This window comes from Rickettsia endosymbiont of Rhinocyllus conicus (assembly GCF_964026465.1).
Taxonomy (GTDB): domain Bacteria; phylum Pseudomonadota; class Alphaproteobacteria; order Rickettsiales; family Rickettsiaceae; genus Rickettsia.
Window position 1 is genome coordinate 1662479 of the sequence record NZ_OZ032155.1, and the last position, 21356, is coordinate 1683834.

The following is a 21356-nucleotide window of genomic DNA, read 5'->3' on the forward strand; positions in this document are numbered from 1 at the left end:
CCGAGGGCGTTTTCCGATCTATGAAACAATGCCGCCACGGTATGACACCGAACACGTTTTTTGAACTACGCAACAATGCCAAAGTAGTAGGCAAGAATAAAGCCTTTTGGAAAAACTTATCATGCTTTATTTTATCAGACATAATGCCATCTTGTAACTAATAGGAAAGCATTATATAAGATTTTCTATTATAAGTATATATCTAATAAAGAGTAGATAAGCGATTTATAAACTTAATAAATAATTATTGTAGTGTTTAATTAACGTCATATAGTTTTGTTGTTTAGCAATAACAGGATATGGAGCTATATAAATATTATTATTAGAAGATGAGATAGCTGTTGTAAGGTTGTTCACTATAGAGGGTATATCGTAATTATAAGCTACTAAACGCACAGAAGTAATATTATACTTTAAAATAAAATCTGAGGCTTTCTTAATATAATCGTCTTCCGACATTATTTTATTTGGAGCAAGTATCACTTGCTGTTCTAGAACGTTATTTTCTTTTAGTAGATTTTTTAGCTGATCGGAAGTTTCAATGCCGGTAATAAATAATATAGGTGCATATCCAGCTTTTAGTAAAGCAATTCCGGTTTCAATTTTGTGTCCTCCGCCAGCGAATACTATTATTGCATTAGCAGTATTACTACTTGGTTTATAAGAGTTTACCAGATATAAATAGTTAACCACCCTGCATTGCAAATGCAGGGCTTAAGATTATGGCATCAATGCCTTAGCTATAGCTAGTTTTCAACTTGAAAGTTTCCAAACTTATCATCTCTCGATTCATGTTTATCAATATAATCCTTGATCATTTGGTCAGTCACATTGCCTGTGGTTCTGACAAAATATCCAACAGCCCATAAGTGTTTACCCCAATACTGTTTCCGTAATTCTGGAAATTCCTGCTGAATCTTCCTTGAACTCTTTCCTTTTAGATACTGTACCACCTTACTAATACTTTGATAAGGTGGCACAGATACATAGATATGTACGTGATTTGAAGCTATCTTCCCTCTTAATATCTCTACTCCATTATCCTTACATATCTCTTGGGTTAGGTCCTTGACTCTCCTACCAATATCACCAACCAATATATTATATCGATATTTAGTCACCCATACTATATGATAAGTGCAATCGTAAACTGTGTGGCTTATCTTCTTGTAATACTGCATCTCTACATTCTATATGTTAAAACGACGCACTGCAAGTGCGGGGTTTTTCTCCCAAATTTGGGACAATAAACAAAACCGCTAGCCCAAATAGCAAATATTGTTAAAATTGTAAGGGCAATTTTTCGTATCATTTGAATATTTTAATAAATTCAGCTTGAAGAATTTTATCAAATTCAGTCATTTCAATATAAACTCCTAGTTGATTTAGAGATGTTACTAAAGAATTTTCAAGACCACAAGGAATAATTCCGTTGAACTTGCTTAAGTCTGTTGAAATATTTATGGCTATGCCATGATATGTAACCCATTTCCGTACTCTCACTCCTATCGCAGCAATTTTTGATGGAATATCATCATTTGTTTTTACCCAAATACCTACTTTATTTTTTATAATATATGCTTTTATTCCAAAAATATCTAGACTATTTATAATCCATTCTTCAAGCATTCTTACATATAGCTTTAAGTCTTTTGTACGATTCGGTAAGGCTAAATTAAGGATAGGGTAAATAACACGCTGTCCAGCTCCGTGAAAGGTAAACTTACCGCCACGACCAATATAAATAACAGGAATATTATTATGGTTTAATAATTCTTCCTGCTTATAATTAGTGCCGGCAGTATATACATCTAAATGCTCAACTAGATAGACTGCTTCCGGTGCTTCACCATCAATAACTTTGTTAACATAATCTTCCATTAACATTAAGCTATCTTGATAATCTATAGGAGTTGGTATAGTAATGAATTCCATTTTTAAGAAAGCTTTAATAACAGGTAATATTAATCAAATAACTATTTAAAGTACAGAACTATTTAATTAATAGGAGGCTTACCATAATGATTAGAACCAGAAGTACCCCCTTAATACATAATAACACTAACCATTGAAATATCGATATTAACCAAGAGAAAATAGATGTTGTTGTTGACATTTCCACTCCTCTTCGGATAGATCCATCTTGTATCATAAGATAAATTATTATAATCATACTGACACAATAAAAGAAAAAATAACTCCACCAACTAAACAACTGACATTATTCTACTCATAAAGCATAACTTACCTGTTTTTTTGTCTCAAATTTTTCAATCCATAGGAGGCTTACCATAACGATTTGAGCCAGATGTACCCTTAATAAATAAAAGCAACAGCCCTATAAGAGGGGAAAAAATAATACCCAGCAAAAACCAAAACCCTGATAAATTACAATCATGTAATCTTCGTACTGTCAAAGATGTATTTGCAAATAAGTATACAATTAGGACTATTCCAGCTATTAAAGTTAGAAAATCTGTTCTCCCATATTTTCTTTCAGCTAATAGTAAAGCTCCAACAATAATTATCTCAAAAAATATAAAAATAAAGTATTCTTTTATATTAGATCTACCTTTAAAATTAAATATTTTTTTAGTTATACTGTTAATAAAAATTTTTATCATTATTCCTCTAATAGATTATTAACGCCAATTAAACAATTGGCAAAATCCTCATCTCTCACACTAAAAATTATTTCTTCTGTCGTACAAACAAAAGCATAAGGCTTTTTCAAAGGATTAGCTATTTGTACTACAACATCTTTCATTATGGTACCCATATCTAATTCAGCTAAATCTACTGCTCTGCCTAATTTAGTATTGCATGTAAATTCCACCCCATATAATATTTTTCAAGACATTAATGCCTCCTTTCTTACAATACTCTACAGTTTGATCATTGGTGAGCATTTCATTCGTAGTAATTCCATTATTTTTAGCTATATACAACATACCCTTCATAGTTTCTTTTAAAATTGCCTTAGAGACTTCTTTTGACTTAACAAGCGTAACTGCTATTGTCTGATTCACAGCCTTTAAAGCCTGAGCAATGTATCCATGACCGGCAGGAGTAATCTGATTACCAGAAACATCGAGAGCTTTTAAATGAGGATATCTTCCCCATTTAAGGGAGGTAGCTATGTACTCTGCACCATCATCACCGATAATATTGTTAGATAAATTCATAGTTACAATATATCTACCATTAGGAGCATCAAAATGGAAAGAATATAATATATTTTCTACCCCTGTAAAACTAATTTGATTTTTACTAAAATCTAATAAATCTAAATTCAACGCTTGATATTGTAACTTTTAAACTAATAAAAGTATATCACCATTTTGCAAATTGTTATTACTGAGATTTATTACTTTTTCAGGTACTAATCTTCCATGTTGAGGATTGTTAATTTTTTCCAATAGAGATTGGAACTGAGGTTTTGAAGTTAGCCTAGTATTTTTTGGAGAGTTATTTTCTGAAGCGTTAGTACTCACGGCGTATTTAGGTAAACTTGATATAAACGGGGCTGGTATTGAAGGAGTATAGTTAGAATTATTAGTTGTATGCCCTGCACTTGCCCAATTACTAGAACTTCTAATGCTTGGTGCTGGAGCTTTTATATTAAAATCCTTAGGAAGAGAGAAATCATAGCTATATGAAGAAGGAGGGCATATTACAATACAGGGAATACCATTAACAGGAGGACATGTAGTACCACATTTAATTTATATTTCATATATATTTTCCTTTTTATTTTTATAGTATATTAGTTGTGGTTATAACAACCACAGGTTATACTATTCAAACCAAAAAGCAATAGCAAGAAAAATAATGTAATTTTGGATGTATAGCTACTTTAAAAAAAGATTTTAATTTTGATATGATATGAGATTTGTTGGGTGGATCAGAGTAATCTTTTTTTCGTAAGCATAACCTTAGACAAATTTCTGATCCAGAATAAGACATATCTAAAACAATTAAAATACTAATTCTTCATATTTTATTGTTACAACTTCGTAGGATTTAACGCCGCCAGGGGTCATAACTTCCACAATATCACCTACTGATTTGCCAATTAAAGCTTTCGCTATAGGAGATGCAATAGAAACTCTTTTCTTAGTTATATCAGCTTCATATTCACCAACGATATGATACATAACTTCTTCTTCAGTTTCGTCATCTATTAACACGACAGTAGCACCAAATTTTATGCTATCACCTGACAATTTAGCAACATTTATAATTTCTGCTCTTGCTGTTATATCTTCCAGATGTTTAATACGAGCTTCTACGAATGCTTGTTTTTCACGTGCAGCTTCATATTCAGCATTTTCGGATAAATCGCCATGTGCTCGTGCTTCTGCTATATCTTCGCTAACTTTTTTACGCTCTACATGTTTTAAATGCTTAAGCTCATGTTCTAATTTTTCAAAGCCTTGGTCAGTGATAGGAAATTTTGCCATCATTTTGCCATCATATCATATTGTTATTGTGTAAAATTGGTAATTTTAGTATGATATTATATCATCTTTATTATCTTTCGTATACCTAAAAATAAATTATTAACCTCATGAACATTGAAGATTTTGATTTTGAAAAAAAGCGTAAAGCTTTTCATTTATCTGCTATAATACTACCTTTAATATATATACTTATCTCAAGAACCTCTATTACTATACTATTATTTATAGTAACTGCTGCGACTTTGTATTTAGATATATCACGTCATAGTAGCATTAAAATTAGTGAGTTTGTAACTAAGTTTTTTACAAAAATTATGAGAGCAGATGAAAGTAATGGCTCTTTTGCCTTAAGTGGCTCTAGCTTTATGATGCTTGGTTTTTTCTTAACAGCTCTTCTTTTTCCTAAAAATTTGGCAATTTGTTCCTGGCTGATTTTAATTGTTTCTGACTGTCTAGCAGCTCTTGTTGGTACAAAAATAGGCAATAGTTTAAATAATGGTAAGTCTTTTGCAGGCTCTACAGCATTCTTGCTATCCGCAATTTTTATAAGTATATTAGTGTATTTTTACTTAGGATTTAATACTAGTTTTATTATTATTATTATAAGTTCTATAGCAACTACAGCAATTGAATTTTATTCAAAGGATTTGAAAGTTAATGATAATTTATCAATTCCGCTTACTTATTGTTTTTCTACAGCTATCCTTTCTTATATTATTTAAAACATGAAGCTTGCACCGGAATTTTATGAAGTTTTAAGAAATCGTATTAACATATCCGATGTAGTGCGTCAAAAGGTAGTTTTAACTAGAAAATCCGGTAATTATGTAGGTTTATGCCCTTTCCATCAAGAGAAAACCCCATCTTTTACAGTTAGTGATAGTAAAAGATTTTTTTATTGTTTTGGTTGTAAGGCATCAGGTGACGTTATAAAATTTACCTCCAATGTTAGCGGTTTATCTTATAGCGATTCTGCTATAAAATTAGCTACCGATTATGGTATAGAAATACCAAAATTAACCCAGAAGCAAAAAGAGTTTTATGAAGAATCAGACGAGATTTTAAATATTCTTGAACTTGCCAATAAGTTTTTTAAATCACAATTAACACCTGAAATATTAAACTATCTAAATGAAAGAAATATTACTAATGAGACAATAAAGGAATTTTCAATCGGTTTTGCACCTAGAGGTAACAAATTTGAGAAATTTTTTCATGATAAAAATATAACAAATGTGCAACTTGGAAAAGCAGGTCTTATAGGAAAAAGAGAAGATGGCGAAATATATAGCTTATTTTCAAATCGCATAACTATTCCTATCAGAAATATTTACAATAAAATAGTAGGCTTTGGGGGTAGAGTAATTGGGCAAGGTCTACCTAAATATTTGAATTCGCCGGAAACTGTAGTATTCCAAAAAAGCGAAACTCTTTATGGTGAGCATAAAGCCATAAGCAGTAGCTATAAAAAAAATTACTCGATTTTAGTAGAAGGTTATTTCGATGTTATTTCTCTGCATCAAGCAGGATTTAGTGAAGCAGTAGCAAGCCTTGGCACTAGTGTTACTGAAAATCATTTGCACAAATTATGGCGAGCAGGAGATGAAATTATATTATGTCTTGATGGAGATAATGCTGGAATAAAGGCAAGCGTTAGGACAATTAATTTAGCTTTGCCGCTTATTAATAGTGAAAAGAAAATTTCTTTTATTAGGCTACTTAGCGGGCTAGACCCTGATGATGCAGTAAATAAAAATGGTGCGGATTTTTTTACAAAGCTTATAGATACAAGGATAAGCTTATCGGAAATGATTTGGCAAATAGAATATGCTGGTAAAAATTTTAAAACAGCAGAAGATAAAGCTAATTTAGAAAAGAATTTAAAAGATTATTGCAGTAAAATATCTGATAGTAATTTAAGAGCTAGCTATTATAGGTTTTTTAAAGATCAAATATGGCAAAATTTAGTTACAAAACAGCAAAAGACTGTAGCTAAAAATGTAAACTTGCTGCCTCTTAGTAGCGGTTATTCAGAGCTTGAAATATTAGAGCATGCTTTTTGTGCTTTATTAATAAAATTCCCGCAAATATTACAAGAATTCGAAATTAAAGAATTTATATTAAATTTAAATTTTAGTAATAAACTACTTGAAGAATTCCGTAATTGGTACTTAAGTGAGATTATTGATAATGCTGTAGAGGCAGGTGAAATTGCCGCAATTGTGGAAAAAACTAGCTTTTTTGATATTTTTTTATTATTATCAGAAGCAGACAACTTATTCTTAGATATAGCATTTAATAAAGATAATGTTCGCTTAGATTTATTATGGCAATGGTTATACAAAAGATATTATCTATTAAATTTACAGCAAGAATATGCACATATTACAAAAGAATATGTTATAACTAACATTGATGATTATGAGAAAGTTTTGTTTTATAAAAAAGAAATCTTAAAGATTGCAAGTGAATTACAAGACTTAAATGAATCTTTTATTAATCATATTATTGATAATAGCAAATAACAAACTGTAGAAATCGTGATTTATGGCGGTTTCACAATAAAATATTATTATAACTTAATCAGCTTAATTCCATAGGTATTTAATGACAAATACAGATAATAATAATCTAAATAAAATAGATAGTTTACTAAAAAAAGCTAAATCTAAAAAAGGTTCGGTTACTTATAATGATATAAATAGAGCTCTTCCTGATGGGACATCTGTAGAAGAGATAGATAAAGTTATGTTTAGATTTTCCGAGGCGGAAGTAGATATTTTAGATACTAACGAGGATGACGCAATTAAGATTGATGACATGGAAATGGAAGAAGGTTTTAAAATATCCACCAATATTGATCATGAACCTGAAGATGAAACAGAGGAAGAAAATATAGGTACTACCGATGATCCGGTAAGGCTTTACCTGAAAGATATGGGAGGGGTTGATCTACTTACTCGTGAAAACGAAGTTGAAATAGCAAAAAGAATTGAAGAAGGTCGCAAAACATTGATCGCTGCATTATGTAGAAGTCCTATTGCTATGGATAAGTTTAGAAAGTGGTATGCGGATTTAGTTAATGAGAATAATATGTTACTGCGTGATCTCATAGATCTAGAATCTAATATGATGCATGATGATGAGAATTCGGAAAGTGAAGACGATCATAATAGTGATCATGAAGAAGAAGAGCAGGATCACGATCATGAAGAAAATATCTTATCAATGTCTAAAGTAGAAACACAGATATTGCCTAATATTATAGAGCGGATGAAAAAAATCGCTTTTATTTGTGAGGAATTATTAATTGAAACTAAAAAATCTTTTGAAAAGTCTGCTGATCCAAAAATATTACAAAATAGTAAAAAATATAATGATAATTTAGAACTATTAATTAGCGAAGTTTCAGAAATACATTTTAATTCTAAAAGAACAGAAGAAATTTTATCTGAAATGTATGGGATAAATCGTGATTTAATAAATAAAGAAACAGCCTTCTTAAAGCTTGCTGAAAAATACGGAATAACTCGTCAGAACTTCTTAGATGAATATATAGGAGCCGTAATTAATGCAGCATGGAAAGAAAAAATGCTGAAAAATAAGAAAGCTGGTTGGAAAGAATTGCTCACTAAAGAATCGGAGTATATAGATCAGATGATTGCTGAATTATCAGCGATAGAGATTAATACCGGTCTTCTAGTTAATGATTTTAAAAAGTTAGTAAATACTATCCAAAAAAGTGAGCGACAAACGTTGCAAGCGAAAAAAGATATGATAGAGGCGAATTTACGCTTAGTAATATCTATTGCTAAAAAATATGCTAATAGAGGCTTACAATTCTTAGACTTAATTCAAGAAGGTAACATAGGACTTATGAAAGCGGTTGATAAATTTGAATATCGCCGTGGTTATAAATTTTCTACTTATGCAACTTGGTGGATTAGACAAGCAATAACAAGAGCGATTGCCGATCAAGCAAGAACTATACGTATTCCTGTGCATATGATCGAAACAATTAATAAGATAATCAGAACTTCAAGACAAATGCTTAATGAGCTTGGTTATGAACCAACTCCAGCAGAAATAGCAGCAAGACTTTCTATGCCGATTGATAAGGTAAGAAAAGTTATGAAAATAGCTAAAGAGCCGATTAGCCTTGAAAATCCGGTAGGGGATGGTGATGATAATAGTTATTTAGGTGATTTTATTGAAGATAAAAACGCAGTAGCACCGATTGATGCGGCAATTCAATCAAATTTACGTGAAGTTACAACTAGAGTGCTTGCAACCCTTACGCCTCGTGAAGAAAGGGTGCTTAGAATGCGTTTTGGAATAGGTATGAATACTGATCATACGCTTGAAGAAGTAGGGCAGCAATTTAAAGTAACTAGAGAACGTATAAGACAAATTGAGTCAAAAGCCTTAAGAAAGTTACAACATCCTATCAGATCCAAAAAGCTTAATAGCTTTAGAAGCGGTGGAAAACGTGGTGATGGTAACCCTTCTGATTTGTTAGAGGCTTAAATCTAAACTGTTATCTAGTTGCTAGGTTGTTGTATAGCTTGGAAAATGCCCTGTATGTCATTCCCGCTTTCGTGGGGAGGCATTGTTGTGTAGATCATTTTCTCGTCATTGCGAGGAAAAACTGTAAGTTTTGACGAAGCAATCTCATCATTATTTCCTGAGATTGCCACGTCGCTTCGCTCCTCGCAATGACGACTCTCGATCCACGCGGGCAACGCCGCCGCGGGATGACAGAGGGGAAATTGATCCATGCGGGCAATACTTTGTGGGAATGACATAGAAGCCATGCAACGAGTAGATCTCACCACCGCATGATAATTGTAAAACTATGTATCGATATAAAATTAGTGTTGAATATCTAGGCACGAATCTTGCGGGTTGGCAAAGACAATCGGGAGTAATGTCGGTACAGCAGATATTAGAAGAAGCGATCTATAAATTTTCTGGTGAGCAAGTAACATTATTCGGATCAGGTAGAACTGATGCTGGAGTTCATGCAATAGGTCAAATAGCACACTTTGATCTCTCAAAATATTTTGAACCTTATAAAATTATCAGAGCCATTAATTATTTTACAAGACCATATATAGTAGGAGTGTGTAATTGTGAATTGGTAGACAATAATTTCCATGCACGTTTTTCCGCAATAGCACGTCATTATGTATATAGAATTCTTAATAGACCCTACCCATCAGTAATTGATTTTGATCGTGTTTGGTGGATTAGTGTGCCGTTAGATATTTCAGCTATGCAAAAAAGTAGCTTATATCTTTTAGGTAAACATAACTTTACTTCATTTAGAGCTAGCTCTTGTCAATCAAAATCTCCCATCAAAACCTTAACAAATCTTGATATTATAAAGGAAAATGAGGAAATAAAATTATATTTTTCTGCCCCCTCTTTTTTACATCACATGGTGCGTAATATAGTCGGTAGCCTAGTATTAGTCGGTAAAAATATTTGGCAAGCTGAACAAATGCAGCAAGTTTTAGAGGCAGCAGATAGAAAAGCTGCCGGTCCTACCGCCCCTGCTTGCGGTCTTTATTTCATAAAAGCAGATTATTAAATAGTTATTAATTTGTTAATAATATATATTGACATGAACATTGAAACTATGTATAATGCCTTTACTAATAATTAATTAACTTATATTAAAGGAATTTTTATGAAAAATAAAGAACAAAATTTTACAAGTACAAGTATAGAGCCACTAATGATGATAGAAGATTTATTAGAAAGTATAGACATTTTTATGATGATAGAAGACACATTACCTGTAAAAAGTAGTAATAGTTTTTATAATACAGTTGTATATGGTTTTAATTATGCGTTAGAGGTAATAGCTCCTTTAGCAAAAAATATTTGCGAATATTTTGCTGGTACGAGTCAAAATATAGAAGATAATGTGCATGTTTCTGATATAGGCAATACACCTGAATTTTGGGACAGTTTCACCTCTTACTATATATAATTATCTACTCGTCATCCCGTAACCAAGTCTATAGTGCCAGATAGTTAGTTTTAAAAAAATGTTATATTTTATTCAGGTATAGGTGACCTTATATGTCGTTCCCGCAGAAGCAGGAATCTAGAAAAATAAACATAAAAGCAGCAAGCTTTTAAAATTAAAAGCTTAAGTATCTCGCTTTATGCTGGATTCCCGCTTCCGCAAGAATGACATAGAATAAAAACTGTCCGATAGTCCGGTATTATAGATTTGATCATGGGATCCAGAAATAATAAAAAATACAAACAACAAGGATTGCACCATTTTATGGCTGATGCATCCACCATACTACAAAAGGTTTCGACACCCCAAAATAGCTTTAACTACTTCAAACAAAAAAGTCAATCGGTTTCCTTTGTCATACCGTAGTGGTTTGCCTGCGTGGATCATTTCCCCTTGTTACCCCGTGGTCAAGCCACGGTATGACAACATGGACGTTTTTCGAGTCGTGCAACAAAGCCGATCTGTGGGATGCCAAGGAACAAACCATCTTCGTAATGACACCTAATAATACTCTTTACCAATCTCGATCTTCGGGCGACCGTTAGCTACTCGCCATTTATTAGTATCACGAAGCGATGGTGTGCAGCCGCAAAATTCTTGCTTATAAAAATGCTCCTCTTTAGCAATTTCATACATACGACTTGCTCCACCGTCTTTACGCCAATTATAAGTCCAGTAAGTTATACCCTCATAATGTGATGATGCTTTAACTCCCGATTCATTAATCTGGTTCATGTCTTTCCATCTGGAAATACCAAGCGAGCTACTAATGACTTTAAACCCATTTTCATGAGCGTATAAAGCCGTACGCTCAAAACGCATATCAAAGCACATAGAGCAGCGTTTGCCTCTTTCTGGCTCAAACTCTAAGCCTTTAGCACGTTTAAACCAGTTTTGCGGATCATAGTCAGCATCAATAAATTCGATATTATGCTTTTCGGCAAAACGTATATTTTCATTCTTACGCAATTCATATTCTTGCTTAGGATGAATATTAGGGTTATAAAAAAATAGCGTAAAATTAATACCGCTACTCATCATTTTTTCCATTAAAGGACCAACGCAAGGACCACAACAAGTATGTAATAATACTTTCTCTTCACCGCCAGGTACTTCAAAAACCTCACTCATATTAATTCACCAAATTCTTTTTATATGTCTCTTTATAAAATCTCAGGATTATAGAGGATACTAAAGCAAGTGCAATTAAATAATATGAGATTGCGTAATTGTCGCCGGTCATTTTCATTAATAACATTGCTGCCATCGGAGCAGTACCGCCAAATATAGCAGCAGCAAGGTTATATGAAAGTGCAACACCGGTAAACCTTACGCTAGTTGGGAATATTTCTACTAGCACTGTCGGTATAGGTCCCATATAAACAGCAATAATTCCGGCAAATAATATTTGTGAGATGATTTCTAAAGCAAAATTCATTGATCCAAGGCAAATGAAAATAGGATAAACTAATAGAATTAGTAAAATAATACCGCATATTAGTACAGGACGACGCCCTACTCTATCTGAAATATAAGCCGATATTGGAAACACTACCATCATAACAACTAATATTACGCTACTTACAATAACGCTTTGTTGGTTAGTATATCCAAGAGTTTGCATAAAATTGCCGATAAAAACCGTCGAAGTATAAAAAGGTGCAGTTACAGTAATATAAAGTCCAAGTGCTACGATTAGCTCTTTTGGGTATTTTGTTAAGGTTTCCCGTAGAGGAAAACGTGCTAGCCTACCGCTCTCTTTAGCTTTCTTATATATAGGGCTTTCTGATAGATTCTTCCTAATATATAAACCTACCGAACTAATGAATAATCCAGCAATAAAAGGTATTCTCCATCCCCATTCAAATAACATATCAGCCGGCATAAAATACGAAAAACCAGCAGCGGTTATAAGCCCAAGTAGCATGCCCCCGCACATACTAACGAATGAGGCACTACCCGCAAGCCCTCTTTGCTCAAATGAAGCATGCTCAACTATATAAGAAATACAGCCGCTAAATTCACCGCCTAAGGAAAATCCTTGAATTAGTCTTATAATAGTTAGAATAATAGGTGCAGCAATCCCAATAGTTTTATATCCTGGGAGTAAACCTATTCCAGCAGTTGGCACTGCCATAGTTATAATGCCGACTACTAAAGCAATACGTCTACCGAATCTATCACCGATATTACCAAAAATGATACCTCCTAAAGGACGTACTATAAAACCTGCAGCAAATACTGCAAAAGTTAGAGTATCACGCATTTCAGAATCAGGGAAAAAATGCTGACCTATAATATAAGCAAATTGGGCATATAATGCATAATCATACCACTCTAAGGCATTGCCTACCATGCCTGATATTACTACTTTTTTCATTTAAAACTATTATATTAATATTAACAGGATAATAAGGTGAATATTTTATATTCTCAAGTAAAAATATATCTTAGATGAGTTTTAAAAAAGATTAAATAATAATTATGCTTTAAAGATGATTAAAAGTAGCTTTCAAATATTACTTGCATTAATAAATCTGATAATTATTATTTAGCTTTTATTTATTGGTTAATCTTAATGCAAAAATATATTATTTTATCAATAGTAGCCTCTTGCTTATTAATGAGCTGTAATTCAATTAATAATAAAAATTTGTCTCAAGGCAAAGAAGTTTTAACGTTATTCCCTTTAGAGAAATACGACCAAAACGTTTCTACTTGGTTAAATCCTAATGATCCTAATTATAATACTCCATTATTAGCTGTAGATACGCAGCAGAGACATTTTAAATTATTTTATGAGTATAAATATGGTAAATTATCTCCGTGGGATCAAAATTTTGTTAATTTAGTTCTGCATAAAACTTCTCCGGAAGATATAGTATCTATACAAGAAGAAATAGTGAGTAAATATAGCAATAGAGGTAAAAAAGCAGAAAATGATATAGGTTATGCTGAAAATTATCGTCCTTACTCACCTGCTTGGGCTGATCAAATTACTTATAATATGAATATAGCTCAATTCGCTAATTTAGATTATAACCCTAATAATAGAGCTATAGCTATTGATAATTTACATGCTAGAGCATTGCCAACAAATGATGTACATTTTTACAGCAATAAAATTGCTGGACAAGGATATCCTTTCGACAATCTTCAAGAAACTGCTATTTGGGCAGGAACACCTCTATATGTAGTTGGAACTACTATGGATAAAAATTGGTCTTTAGTAATAGCCCCTTCATCGTTTTTAACTTGGGTAGAAAGTAGGGGCATCGCTAAAGCATCAAGCAGGTTTATAGATAATTGGCAAAAAGCAGCTAAATTAAAGCTTGGTGCGATTACTCAAACAAATACAAATATTATAGATTTAAATGGCAGGTCTTTATTTACTGCTTATATAGGATCGGTATTTCCTATAGTAGATAGTAAAGATACCTCAAATAAAAAATTAATGATACCAGTAGTAGAAAATAATCGAGCTATTATTAAACATGTATCAGTACCTAATGAAAATGTTGAAGTTATGCCTTTAAGCTTTACTCAGCATAATATGGCAAACCTTATGAGTAGTTTAATAGGTAGACCTTATGGTTGGGGAAATATGTATTTTTATAATGATTGTTCTGCAGAATTAAAAAATCTTTTTACACCTTTTGGTATATGGCTACCTAGAAACTCAGGTGCTCAGGCAGAATTTATTAAGGAAAATTTTTATGCAGTTGATATGAGTGCTGCCACTCCGTTAGAAAGATTATCTTATCTAATTAAAAATGGAAAACCTTTTTTTACTATAATACATATTGAAGGACATGTATTTTTATATATAGGTAATTATCCCAACGTTCATAATAAAGAAAGTACCTTAATGGCTATGACCTATCAAAATATATGGGGATTGCGTCCTAAAAACGAAAATAGTCGTATTGTGATTGGAGGCAGCTTGTTTTTGCCATTATTACTGGAGTATCCGGAAGCTCCTAAAGCTCAGTCGCTTGCTGATAAGAAACGTTTTGAAATATTATATTTAACTGATTAATTTATTTTATTTTATCTATGTTTTTCATGTCCTAGTTTCTTATCTAATTTGACGTTTAATTTAGTTGGTGTTGTTATTATGCTTTTTTGAATATTTTGTCTTTTTTCTTGAGATAATAAATTTTCATTATTATTGGATATTTTCGCTATAATCTGATTAATATTATTCTGCTCCAGTTTTATCGCTTTATCGTTATTTAAAATTAGTTCTCCAATTTTTTCACCAATTTTAGGGGCATATTTCACGGCAAAAATTGAAACAGGCAAAACTACAATAGAAAAAGCTGCTCCTGCTGTTGCAACGCTAATCGCTCCGACTAAAAGGGCACAAGCAGCACCGGCAATTTTCCCGGTAGTTTGTTTAAATAGATTACTTCTTCTTGTAAGTTCTGAAGATATTTCTAATACTTTACTAAATTCTTGTTGTATATAAACACTTATTTCGTTGGGAGTCTTATACTTATTTATGCCATATCTTAAAGACGTACGGAATAATTTTACGTGCGATTGTGCATAATTAATTATTTCGTCGAAATTCTTTTCTTTTAAAAGAACTTTAAACACGTTTTTTATTTTTAATTTTTCTTCGCTACTTATTTTTTCAGCTCCAAAATACATTTCTACTAGATTTTCTGCTACGATATCCTGTGATTGTTCAGAAATATTTTGATTATTCTCATCTTCTGGAGTAATCAGAATTACAAATAATTTTAGAGCTAGAGAAAAACTATCATCATTAATAACACGTAGCCTTAAGTGATTTTTAAGCCTTGAAATACATACATTTATATATTTTTTAGCTTCAGGTTTTGAATTAAGTCTTACCGCATAATCTATAGCAAGCATATTTGCAAGAGTTGAGCAGGTAATTTCGGTAAGGTTATTAATAAAATTATTAATAATGTCTTTTTTAAATAAAGTAGTATCTATATTATTCATGTTGAAGATAATTCTCGTATATATAATATTAATTTGGCATAAATAAGGTTAGGAGGGTGAGCTACTGAAAGTTTGTAAATATTTTTAGGTGTTAATACTTCTTCATTTCGTACTCTTACAAATGATATAAGCGTGTTAGGCGGCATATAAGAATAGATTTCATGAAATATTTTTAGGAAAGTTATAAAATCCACAGCTGCATATTTTATATTTATACTATAATTATTTACACGAATATTTTCATTTTCGTTTGCCGGAATATTATTTTTAAAAAAGACTGAGTTTATTGATATATCTATAGGTTCTAGTAGATTATATTTATTGCTCAAACCTTTTATTTTAGGAATTAATTCTTGATAATTTAAGCAGGTTACTTTATTTGGTAAACTTAAATCGACATATTTCTTATAGGATTCTAAAATTTCTTCTTTAGAATTTTGCACGGAATAAAGCTTTAATACTTCTTCAGTTAAACTTTCTTGAGCTAATTGTTTATCAAGAATTGATTGTGCATATTCTTGCTGTAAACTTTTTATTACCCAAACAGTTAATGAAATAAAGAAAAAATATATAATAAATTGAAAGAATATAAGATTCTTTAAATACACAATATATTTTTGAAACATCTCTTTACCTTAAATAATTTAAGTTTTTTCGTCAATGATACTAACAAATAAAGGGATTTCTACTCTATTTGATATATCAATTATTTTATCCTTATATATAACGTAATCTATATACAAATGAGGTAATTTATTTTTTACGCTTGTCATATGATCATTAAGCATTTTGATTGACTCATCTACCGAGATACCTTGAGTATTATAATTAAGCAATAGTTTAATTAATAAGTGTCTTTTTGAAACCAGTAAAATATTATCTATATTTGTTAATTCCCATTTTATTTCTTTTACTTTAAAAGATGGATTAAGGGTAATAATAAGTTTTTCAAGTAGTTCAAATGGTAATGGTACTGGTGCTTCCAGTAATTTGTCTATTACGTATAAGTCAGCAAGGCTAGTAGTATTTTTAATATATGGATATTTATATTTTATATTATCATATTCTTGATTTGTGGCATAATATTTTTCATTAATAAAGTTAGTGTCTTTATAATTTATATCTGTACGATATTTCATAACACCAGCAGTAATTATTAGTATTGCAAGTAATGCAGCAGATAATTTAAATGTTAAGCTTCTTATAATAGTTAGCTTTTTTATTGATTTTAGATAACTATTAGAAGCAGGAAAGTTTTTATGTTTGATAAGTAATTTACTGATATTTGTATCTATAAGTCGAGTATTCTCTAAATTTGGTTCGTTTAATATGTTATCAACTGGAACAAGGATTACACGATAATCTTCAAAGCTTATAGGCTCTAATAAAGATTTTAATTCTTCATCTACTATAAGAATAATGCAAACTTCTTTATTGAGATTATTGATATAGTTTTTAAATAATATAAAGCAGTCATTAATTTCCTGTTCTATAATACCTTGAACATAGCTAGCTGTCTTATCAAATGGATATTCAAAATTTCTAATGGTGATTATATTATTTTTATGTTTGATAATGAACTTTATACCGCTAGCTTGTGTTGCAAAAGCACAAATTTGAAAATAATTTGCAAATTTATTATTTTCTACATTTTGAACTATTTTATTGATAATAACTTGTAGTTCTAGCGTTAAAAAATACATTCCTTTAAAATTAAACAATCTATTTTCTATTACGCATGAAACTATATCGCTTAAAGGAGATGACATAATTAAAAGCGACCAAATCTCGCTTGGTTGAGAAGTAACCTCATAAACACAATGAGCTATAATATCTTCTTTTTCAAAATACCCTGCAATAAATTGTTCAATAGGATCTATCTTGACTATAGATTGCAATACTGGCAACTGATCATGACGCATCTTGCATTCAGTGTTATCAAGTAAAAAGTAAATATCGCTTTTGGAAAATTTATTAAAAAAATTCTTATATAAGCTTAAATCAATTTGCTCTTCTTCCTTATAAGGAATAAATAATTTATCTAATATTTTATCGCCAAGAAAAGCACTAAGAAAAATGCCTTTATTGCCTAATAAAACTACAATATTTTTTTTCAGTTTAAATAAGTCAAAAATATTTTTCATGAATATTTTTTATAAATTAAGTTTATTTTGATTATAATTCATTATATATAATTAATTTTTATACTTATCATAATATATATGTCTAAATTTACCACCGAAGAAATTAGAAGTAAATTCATATCTTACTTTAAAGCAAATAATCATACGCATGTAAGTAGCAGTCCGCTCATTCCTCATAACGATCCGAGCCTTATGTTTGTTAATTCTGGTATGGTACAGTTTAAAAATGTCTTTACTGGGCAAGAAAAAAGACCGTACGACAAAGCAGTAACCAGTCAAAAATCGCTACGGGCAGGCGGAAAACATAATGACCTTGAAAATGTTGGCTATACCGCAAGGCATCATACGTTTTTTGAGATGCTCGGTAATTTTTCTTTCGGTGATTATTTTAAAGAGCAGGCTATATATTATGCTTGGAATTTATTAACTAAAGAGTTTGAATTGCCTAAGGATAAGCTTTATGCAACAGTTTATCACACTGATGACGAAGCAGCTTCTTACTGGAAGAAAATAGCAGGGTTTTCGGATGACCGCATAATTAGAATTAAAACAAATGATAATTTTTGGTCAATGGGTGATCTAGGTCCATGCGGTCCGTGCTCAGAAATATTTTATGATCATGGTGAGCAAATATATGGTGGTTTACCTGGCACTAAAGATGAAGATGGTGACCGCTTTATCGAAATTTGGAATATGGTATTTATGCAATATGAACAGATTGATAAAGATACCAGAATAGATTTGCCGAAGAAGTCGATTGATACTGGAATGGGTCTTGAGCGTATGACAGCAGTGCTACAGCATGTTAATAATAATTATGATATAGATTTATTCCAAGAAATAATTAGTTTCACAGAGAATATATTAAAGGTGAAAGTAGAGGCAGAAGCAAAATTCTCATACCGTGTTATTGCTGATCACTTAAGAGCTTGTAGCTTTTTGATAGCTGATGGGGTAGTGCCGTCAAATGAGGGACGTGGTTACGTGCTACGCCGCATTATGAGAAGAGCTATGCGTCATGCTCATATACTCGGGTCAAAAGAGCCGCTAATGTATAAGTTACTGCCGAAACTTGTTGATTTAATGGGTAATACATACCCTGAGCTTAAACGAGCAGAAAGCTTTATAAGCAGTATATTGGAGCAGGAAGAAATTAGATTTAAAACTACTTTAGAGCGGGGTTTAAAATTACTTTCCGAAGAAACGGAAAACCTCAATGCAGGTGGTAGATTATCAGGTGAAGTAGCGTTTAAGTTATATGACACATATGGATTTCCTCTTGATTTAACCGAAGATATTTTAAAAAATCGTAATATTGCTGTTGATCATCAAGGATTCGAGCAGCAAATGCTTGAGCAAAAAGAGCGTGCTAGAAAATCTTGGCTTGGATCAGGTGAATCTAAAACCGATCAGCTATGGTTTGATATTAAAGCAAAATATGGCAGTACAGAGTTTTTAGGCTATAATCTTAACGAAGCTGATGGAAAAATAGTTGCTTTAATTAAAGATAATGCTTTAGTAAACGATATTAGCGAAATAGATACGCAATTTCTCTTAATAGCCAACCAAACGCCTTTTTATGGTGAGTCAGGTGGGCAGATGGGCGATATCGGAGTAATTAAAACCCAAAATTGTGAAATAGAAGTAGTCGATACTCTAAAATATCTAGGTTCTATCATAGTTCATAAATGTATATTGAAAAAAGGTAAGGTTACTACGAATGAAAATGCTAATTTTAGTATTGATGTTAAATATAGACAGAATTTAAGAATTCACCACTCGACAACGCATCTACTTCATGCGGTGTTGCATCAGGTACTTGGCAAGCATGTTACGCAAAAAGGATCACTCGTTGCTACTTCTTATTTGAGATTTGATATTAGCCACCCTAAAGCTTTAACTCCTGAAGAAATTATTTTAATTGAAGATAAGGTAAATGAGATTATTAGAGGTAATCATGAAGTAGATACTACGCTTATGTCTACCGAAGATGCTGTAAAACAAGGAGCTATGGCATTATTTGGCGAGAAATACGATTCTGAAGTTAGAGTAGTTAAGATGGGCGAAACTTCGCTCGAGCTATGTGGCGGTACGCATGTTAGACATACCGGTGATATTGGTTGCTTTAAAATTACCAGCGAATCAGCTATTGCAGCAGGTATTCGTAGAATCGAAGCAGTTTGCGGTGAATTTGTAATTAAGCTAATTAGAGAAAAAGAGGGGTTACTTAAAAATATAGAAAATAGCCTAAAGACTAACAAAAATGAGCTTGTCAGTAAAGTTAACAATATTTTAGAACGTAATAAAGAGCTTGAAAAGGAGTTAGAAAAAACTTATTTAGCTAGTTTAGATTTAAGCGTCGAGCAGATTGAAAAACAAGCCGAAAAGATCAAGGAAATTAAGTTAATTTATCGTCATGTAGAAAATTTAGACAATAAAATTTTACGTCAAGCTGCTGAGAATTTAGCTAAAAAAGCAGAAGATTTAGTAGTGGTATATGTTGGAAATAATAGCTCTAAACTATCTATTACTGTTGCAATAAGTAAGGCTATAACAGATAGATTTAATGCAGGGTTCATTGCAAAAGAACTTTCGTTATTCTTAGGTGGTAGCGGTGGCGGCGGGCAGCCTTCCATTGCCCAAGCTGGTGGAAGTGATCTTGCCAAACTACCAAAAGTCAAAGACCAACTACAAAGCCTATTAGATATTTAATATAACTTTTAATTAAAAAGGCAATATTATTGTTGTATTGTTAGTAGAAAATGTATATAGTGCGTTTATAGTTTTTTAACTTGAACTGGGGACAGTCAATTTTGCAAGTTTCGCCTGTGCTCACGTATTAAGTATACGTTCCGCAGTCTCACTTTTAAATTAACTATCCCGAGTCCAAGTTAATTCACTATATATTAATAGTCAGCAATTATAAGTGTCTAAAAAGCCTAAACACGACGAAATTATAAGAAGTGCGTTTGAAAACCCTTTAGTTTCTAAAGAGTTTTTTTAGATGCATTTACCCCCTTATATACAGAATCTAATTTCTCTTGAAAACCTAAAAATGGAAAAAGACAGTTTTGTAGATAAAAGACTCAAAAAATCTATAGTAGATATTTTATAGTCCCTTTGGTGGTTAAAACCTCCATCTTCCAGATGGAAAAGCTTTAGCTTGCCATGTGCGCCATGATGCGTTAGCATCATAAGCACCATGACTCAATACAGCAACAAATCACACACAGTTTACTATCATCGCTATCATATAGTGTGGATTACAAAATATCGATACAAGGTGTTAACCTATGATATCAAAAAGCGAGTGAGAGAAATTATTGCAGTAGTTGCAGAAGAGCTCAATATTAAAATAGAAAATGGAGTAATATCAAGCGATCATATACATATATTTGCCAATATACCACCTCATATTAAAGTAAGTGAATTTGTGCAAAAAGCTAAAGGAAGATCGTCAAAAAAGATACAAGAAGAATTTCCAATATTAAGAAAAAAGTATTGGGGTAGACATTTATGGGCAAGAGGATACTTTAGTTCGACTAGTGGCAATGTGACTGATGACATGATTAATGAATATATTAATAGACATACTGATGCTCATGAACCAGCAATGACTACTAATATAAGACTGGAATAAGCTTTAGCTTGATTCTCGACTTCTAGTCGCTATAGACAAACTTTCATCTCTCAGATGAAAGTGATTGATTTTCTGCTAAGTTTGGAGATAGAAAA

At 31.8% G+C, this 21356-nt stretch carries 22 protein-coding genes; 9 read left to right on the forward strand and 13 right to left on the reverse strand.

Features of this window, described 5'->3' with window-relative positions; genetic code table 11:
• Window positions 1-225: 225 nt before the first annotated feature.
• The 8 genes from AAGD54_RS08955 to greA form a co-directional block, all read right to left on the reverse strand.
• Complete coding sequence (locus AAGD54_RS08955; protein WP_341794641.1) at window positions 226-693, reverse strand: YdcF family protein; 468 nt, start codon at window positions 691-693, stop codon at window positions 226-228.
• 53 nt (window positions 694-746) lie between these two features.
• Window positions 747-1181 (reverse strand): IS200/IS605 family transposase, encoded by a 435-nt coding sequence (gene tnpA / locus AAGD54_RS08960; RefSeq protein WP_341794258.1) that lies wholly within the window; start codon window positions 1179-1181, stop codon window positions 747-749.
• Window positions 1182-1308: 127 nt separating this feature from the next.
• A complete protein-coding gene (gene lipB, locus AAGD54_RS08965) occupies window positions 1309-1935 on the reverse strand; it encodes a lipoyl(octanoyl) transferase LipB (RefSeq protein WP_341788560.1) in 627 nt (208 codons plus the stop codon).
• A 335-nt stretch (window positions 1936-2270) separates the two neighbouring features.
• Window positions 2271-2624 (reverse strand): DUF805 domain-containing protein, encoded by a 354-nt coding sequence (locus AAGD54_RS08970; RefSeq protein WP_341788557.1) that lies wholly within the window; start codon window positions 2622-2624, stop codon window positions 2271-2273.
• On the reverse strand, window positions 2624-2836 hold the full coding sequence (locus AAGD54_RS08975) for a hypothetical protein (protein ID WP_341794642.1): 213 nt from the start codon (window positions 2834-2836) through the stop codon (window positions 2624-2626). The genes AAGD54_RS08970 and AAGD54_RS08975 overlap by 1 nt, the downstream gene beginning before the upstream one ends.
• Window positions 2814-3296, reverse strand: a complete 483-nt coding sequence (locus tag AAGD54_RS08980) for a hypothetical protein (protein ID WP_341794643.1) — start codon at window positions 3294-3296, stop codon at window positions 2814-2816. Before AAGD54_RS08980 ends, AAGD54_RS08975 begins: the two co-directional genes overlap by 23 nt.
• Window positions 3297-3314: 18 nt before the next feature.
• Window positions 3315-3494: a hypothetical protein gene (locus AAGD54_RS08985; RefSeq protein ID WP_341794644.1), complete on the reverse strand. Its 180-nt coding sequence runs from the start codon at window positions 3492-3494 to the stop codon at window positions 3315-3317.
• 483 nt (window positions 3495-3977) lie between these two features.
• Window positions 3978-4466: a transcription elongation factor GreA gene (greA, locus tag AAGD54_RS08990; RefSeq protein ID WP_011476749.1), complete on the reverse strand. Its 489-nt coding sequence runs from the start codon at window positions 4464-4466 to the stop codon at window positions 3978-3980.
• Between the two features lie 104 nt (window positions 4467-4570).
• On the opposite strand from greA, the gene AAGD54_RS08995 reads away from it, so the two are divergent.
• The 5 genes from AAGD54_RS08995 (at window position 4571) to AAGD54_RS09015 (ending at window position 10461) form a co-directional block, all read left to right on the forward strand.
• The gene (locus AAGD54_RS08995) at window positions 4571-5185 is read left to right on the forward strand and encodes a diacylglycerol/polyprenol kinase family protein (RefSeq protein ID WP_341788554.1); all 615 of its coding nucleotides are present in this window, start codon (window positions 4571-4573) and stop codon (window positions 5183-5185) included.
• Between the two features lie 3 nt (window positions 5186-5188).
• The gene (dnaG, locus tag AAGD54_RS09000) at window positions 5189-6988 is read left to right on the forward strand and encodes a DNA primase (RefSeq protein WP_341794645.1); all 1800 of its coding nucleotides are present in this window, start codon (window positions 5189-5191) and stop codon (window positions 6986-6988) included.
• Window positions 6989-7070: 82 nt separating this feature from the next.
• Window positions 7071-8990: an RNA polymerase sigma factor RpoD gene (gene rpoD, locus AAGD54_RS09005; protein WP_341794646.1), complete on the forward strand. Its 1920-nt coding sequence runs from the start codon at window positions 7071-7073 to the stop codon at window positions 8988-8990.
• Between the two features lie 328 nt (window positions 8991-9318).
• A complete protein-coding gene (truA, locus tag AAGD54_RS09010; RefSeq protein WP_341794647.1) occupies window positions 9319-10056 on the forward strand; it encodes a tRNA pseudouridine(38-40) synthase TruA in 738 nt (245 codons plus the stop codon).
• 99 nt (window positions 10057-10155) lie between these two features.
• Window positions 10156-10461 carry a hypothetical protein gene (locus tag AAGD54_RS09015; RefSeq protein ID WP_341794648.1) on the forward strand — a complete coding sequence of 102 codons (306 nt, stop codon included), beginning with the start codon at window positions 10156-10158 and terminating at the stop codon, window positions 10459-10461.
• A gap of 540 nt (window positions 10462-11001) precedes the next feature.
• Here AAGD54_RS09015 and AAGD54_RS09020 read toward each other — a convergent pair.
• The gene (locus tag AAGD54_RS09020) at window positions 11002-11631 is read right to left on the reverse strand and encodes an epoxyqueuosine reductase QueH (RefSeq protein WP_341794649.1); all 630 of its coding nucleotides are present in this window, start codon (window positions 11629-11631) and stop codon (window positions 11002-11004) included.
• 1 nt (window position 11632) lies between these two features.
• On the reverse strand, window positions 11633-12880 hold the full coding sequence (locus tag AAGD54_RS09025) for a metabolite/H+ symporter (RefSeq protein WP_341794650.1): 1248 nt from the start codon (window positions 12878-12880) through the stop codon (window positions 11633-11635).
• Window positions 12881-13078: 198 nt separating this feature from the next.
• Between AAGD54_RS09025 and AAGD54_RS09030 the strand changes: the two genes are divergently transcribed.
• The gene (locus tag AAGD54_RS09030) at window positions 13079-14539 is read left to right on the forward strand and encodes an SH3 domain-containing protein (RefSeq protein ID WP_341794651.1); all 1461 of its coding nucleotides are present in this window, start codon (window positions 13079-13081) and stop codon (window positions 14537-14539) included.
• Between the two features lie 11 nt (window positions 14540-14550).
• On the opposite strand, the gene AAGD54_RS09035 is transcribed toward AAGD54_RS09030, so the two are convergent.
• From AAGD54_RS09035 to AAGD54_RS09045, 3 genes are read right to left on the reverse strand one after another with little or no spacing between them, the layout of a single operon-like run.
• Window positions 14551-15477 carry an RP853 family protein gene (locus tag AAGD54_RS09035; protein WP_410526049.1) on the reverse strand — a complete coding sequence of 309 codons (927 nt, stop codon included), beginning with the start codon at window positions 15475-15477 and terminating at the stop codon, window positions 14551-14553.
• Complete coding sequence (locus AAGD54_RS09040; protein ID WP_341788546.1) at window positions 15474-16103, reverse strand: hypothetical protein; 630 nt, start codon at window positions 16101-16103, stop codon at window positions 15474-15476. Before AAGD54_RS09040 ends, AAGD54_RS09035 begins: the two co-directional genes overlap by 4 nt.
• Window positions 16104-16121: 18 nt before the next feature.
• Window positions 16122-17621: a hypothetical protein gene (locus AAGD54_RS09045; RefSeq protein WP_341794652.1), complete on the reverse strand. Its 1500-nt coding sequence runs from the start codon at window positions 17619-17621 to the stop codon at window positions 16122-16124.
• A gap of 78 nt (window positions 17622-17699) precedes the next feature.
• Between AAGD54_RS09045 and alaS the strand changes: the two genes are divergently transcribed.
• The 3 genes from alaS to tnpA (AAGD54_RS09060) all read left to right on the forward strand — a co-directional run bounded on the left by alaS (window position 17700) and on the right by tnpA (AAGD54_RS09060) (window position 21261).
• Entirely contained in the window at window positions 17700-20333 is a 2634-nt protein-coding gene (gene alaS, locus AAGD54_RS09050) for an alanine--tRNA ligase (protein ID WP_341794653.1), read from the forward strand.
• Window positions 20334-20676: 343 nt separating this feature from the next.
• Window positions 20677-20736 (forward strand): hypothetical protein, encoded by a 60-nt coding sequence (locus AAGD54_RS09055; RefSeq protein WP_341795214.1) that lies wholly within the window; start codon window positions 20677-20679, stop codon window positions 20734-20736.
• Window positions 20737-20823: 87 nt separating this feature from the next.
• Window positions 20824-21261 (forward strand): IS200/IS605 family transposase, encoded by a 438-nt coding sequence (gene tnpA / locus AAGD54_RS09060; RefSeq protein ID WP_341794341.1) that lies wholly within the window; start codon window positions 20824-20826, stop codon window positions 21259-21261.
• Window positions 21262-21356: the final 95 nt, after the last annotated feature.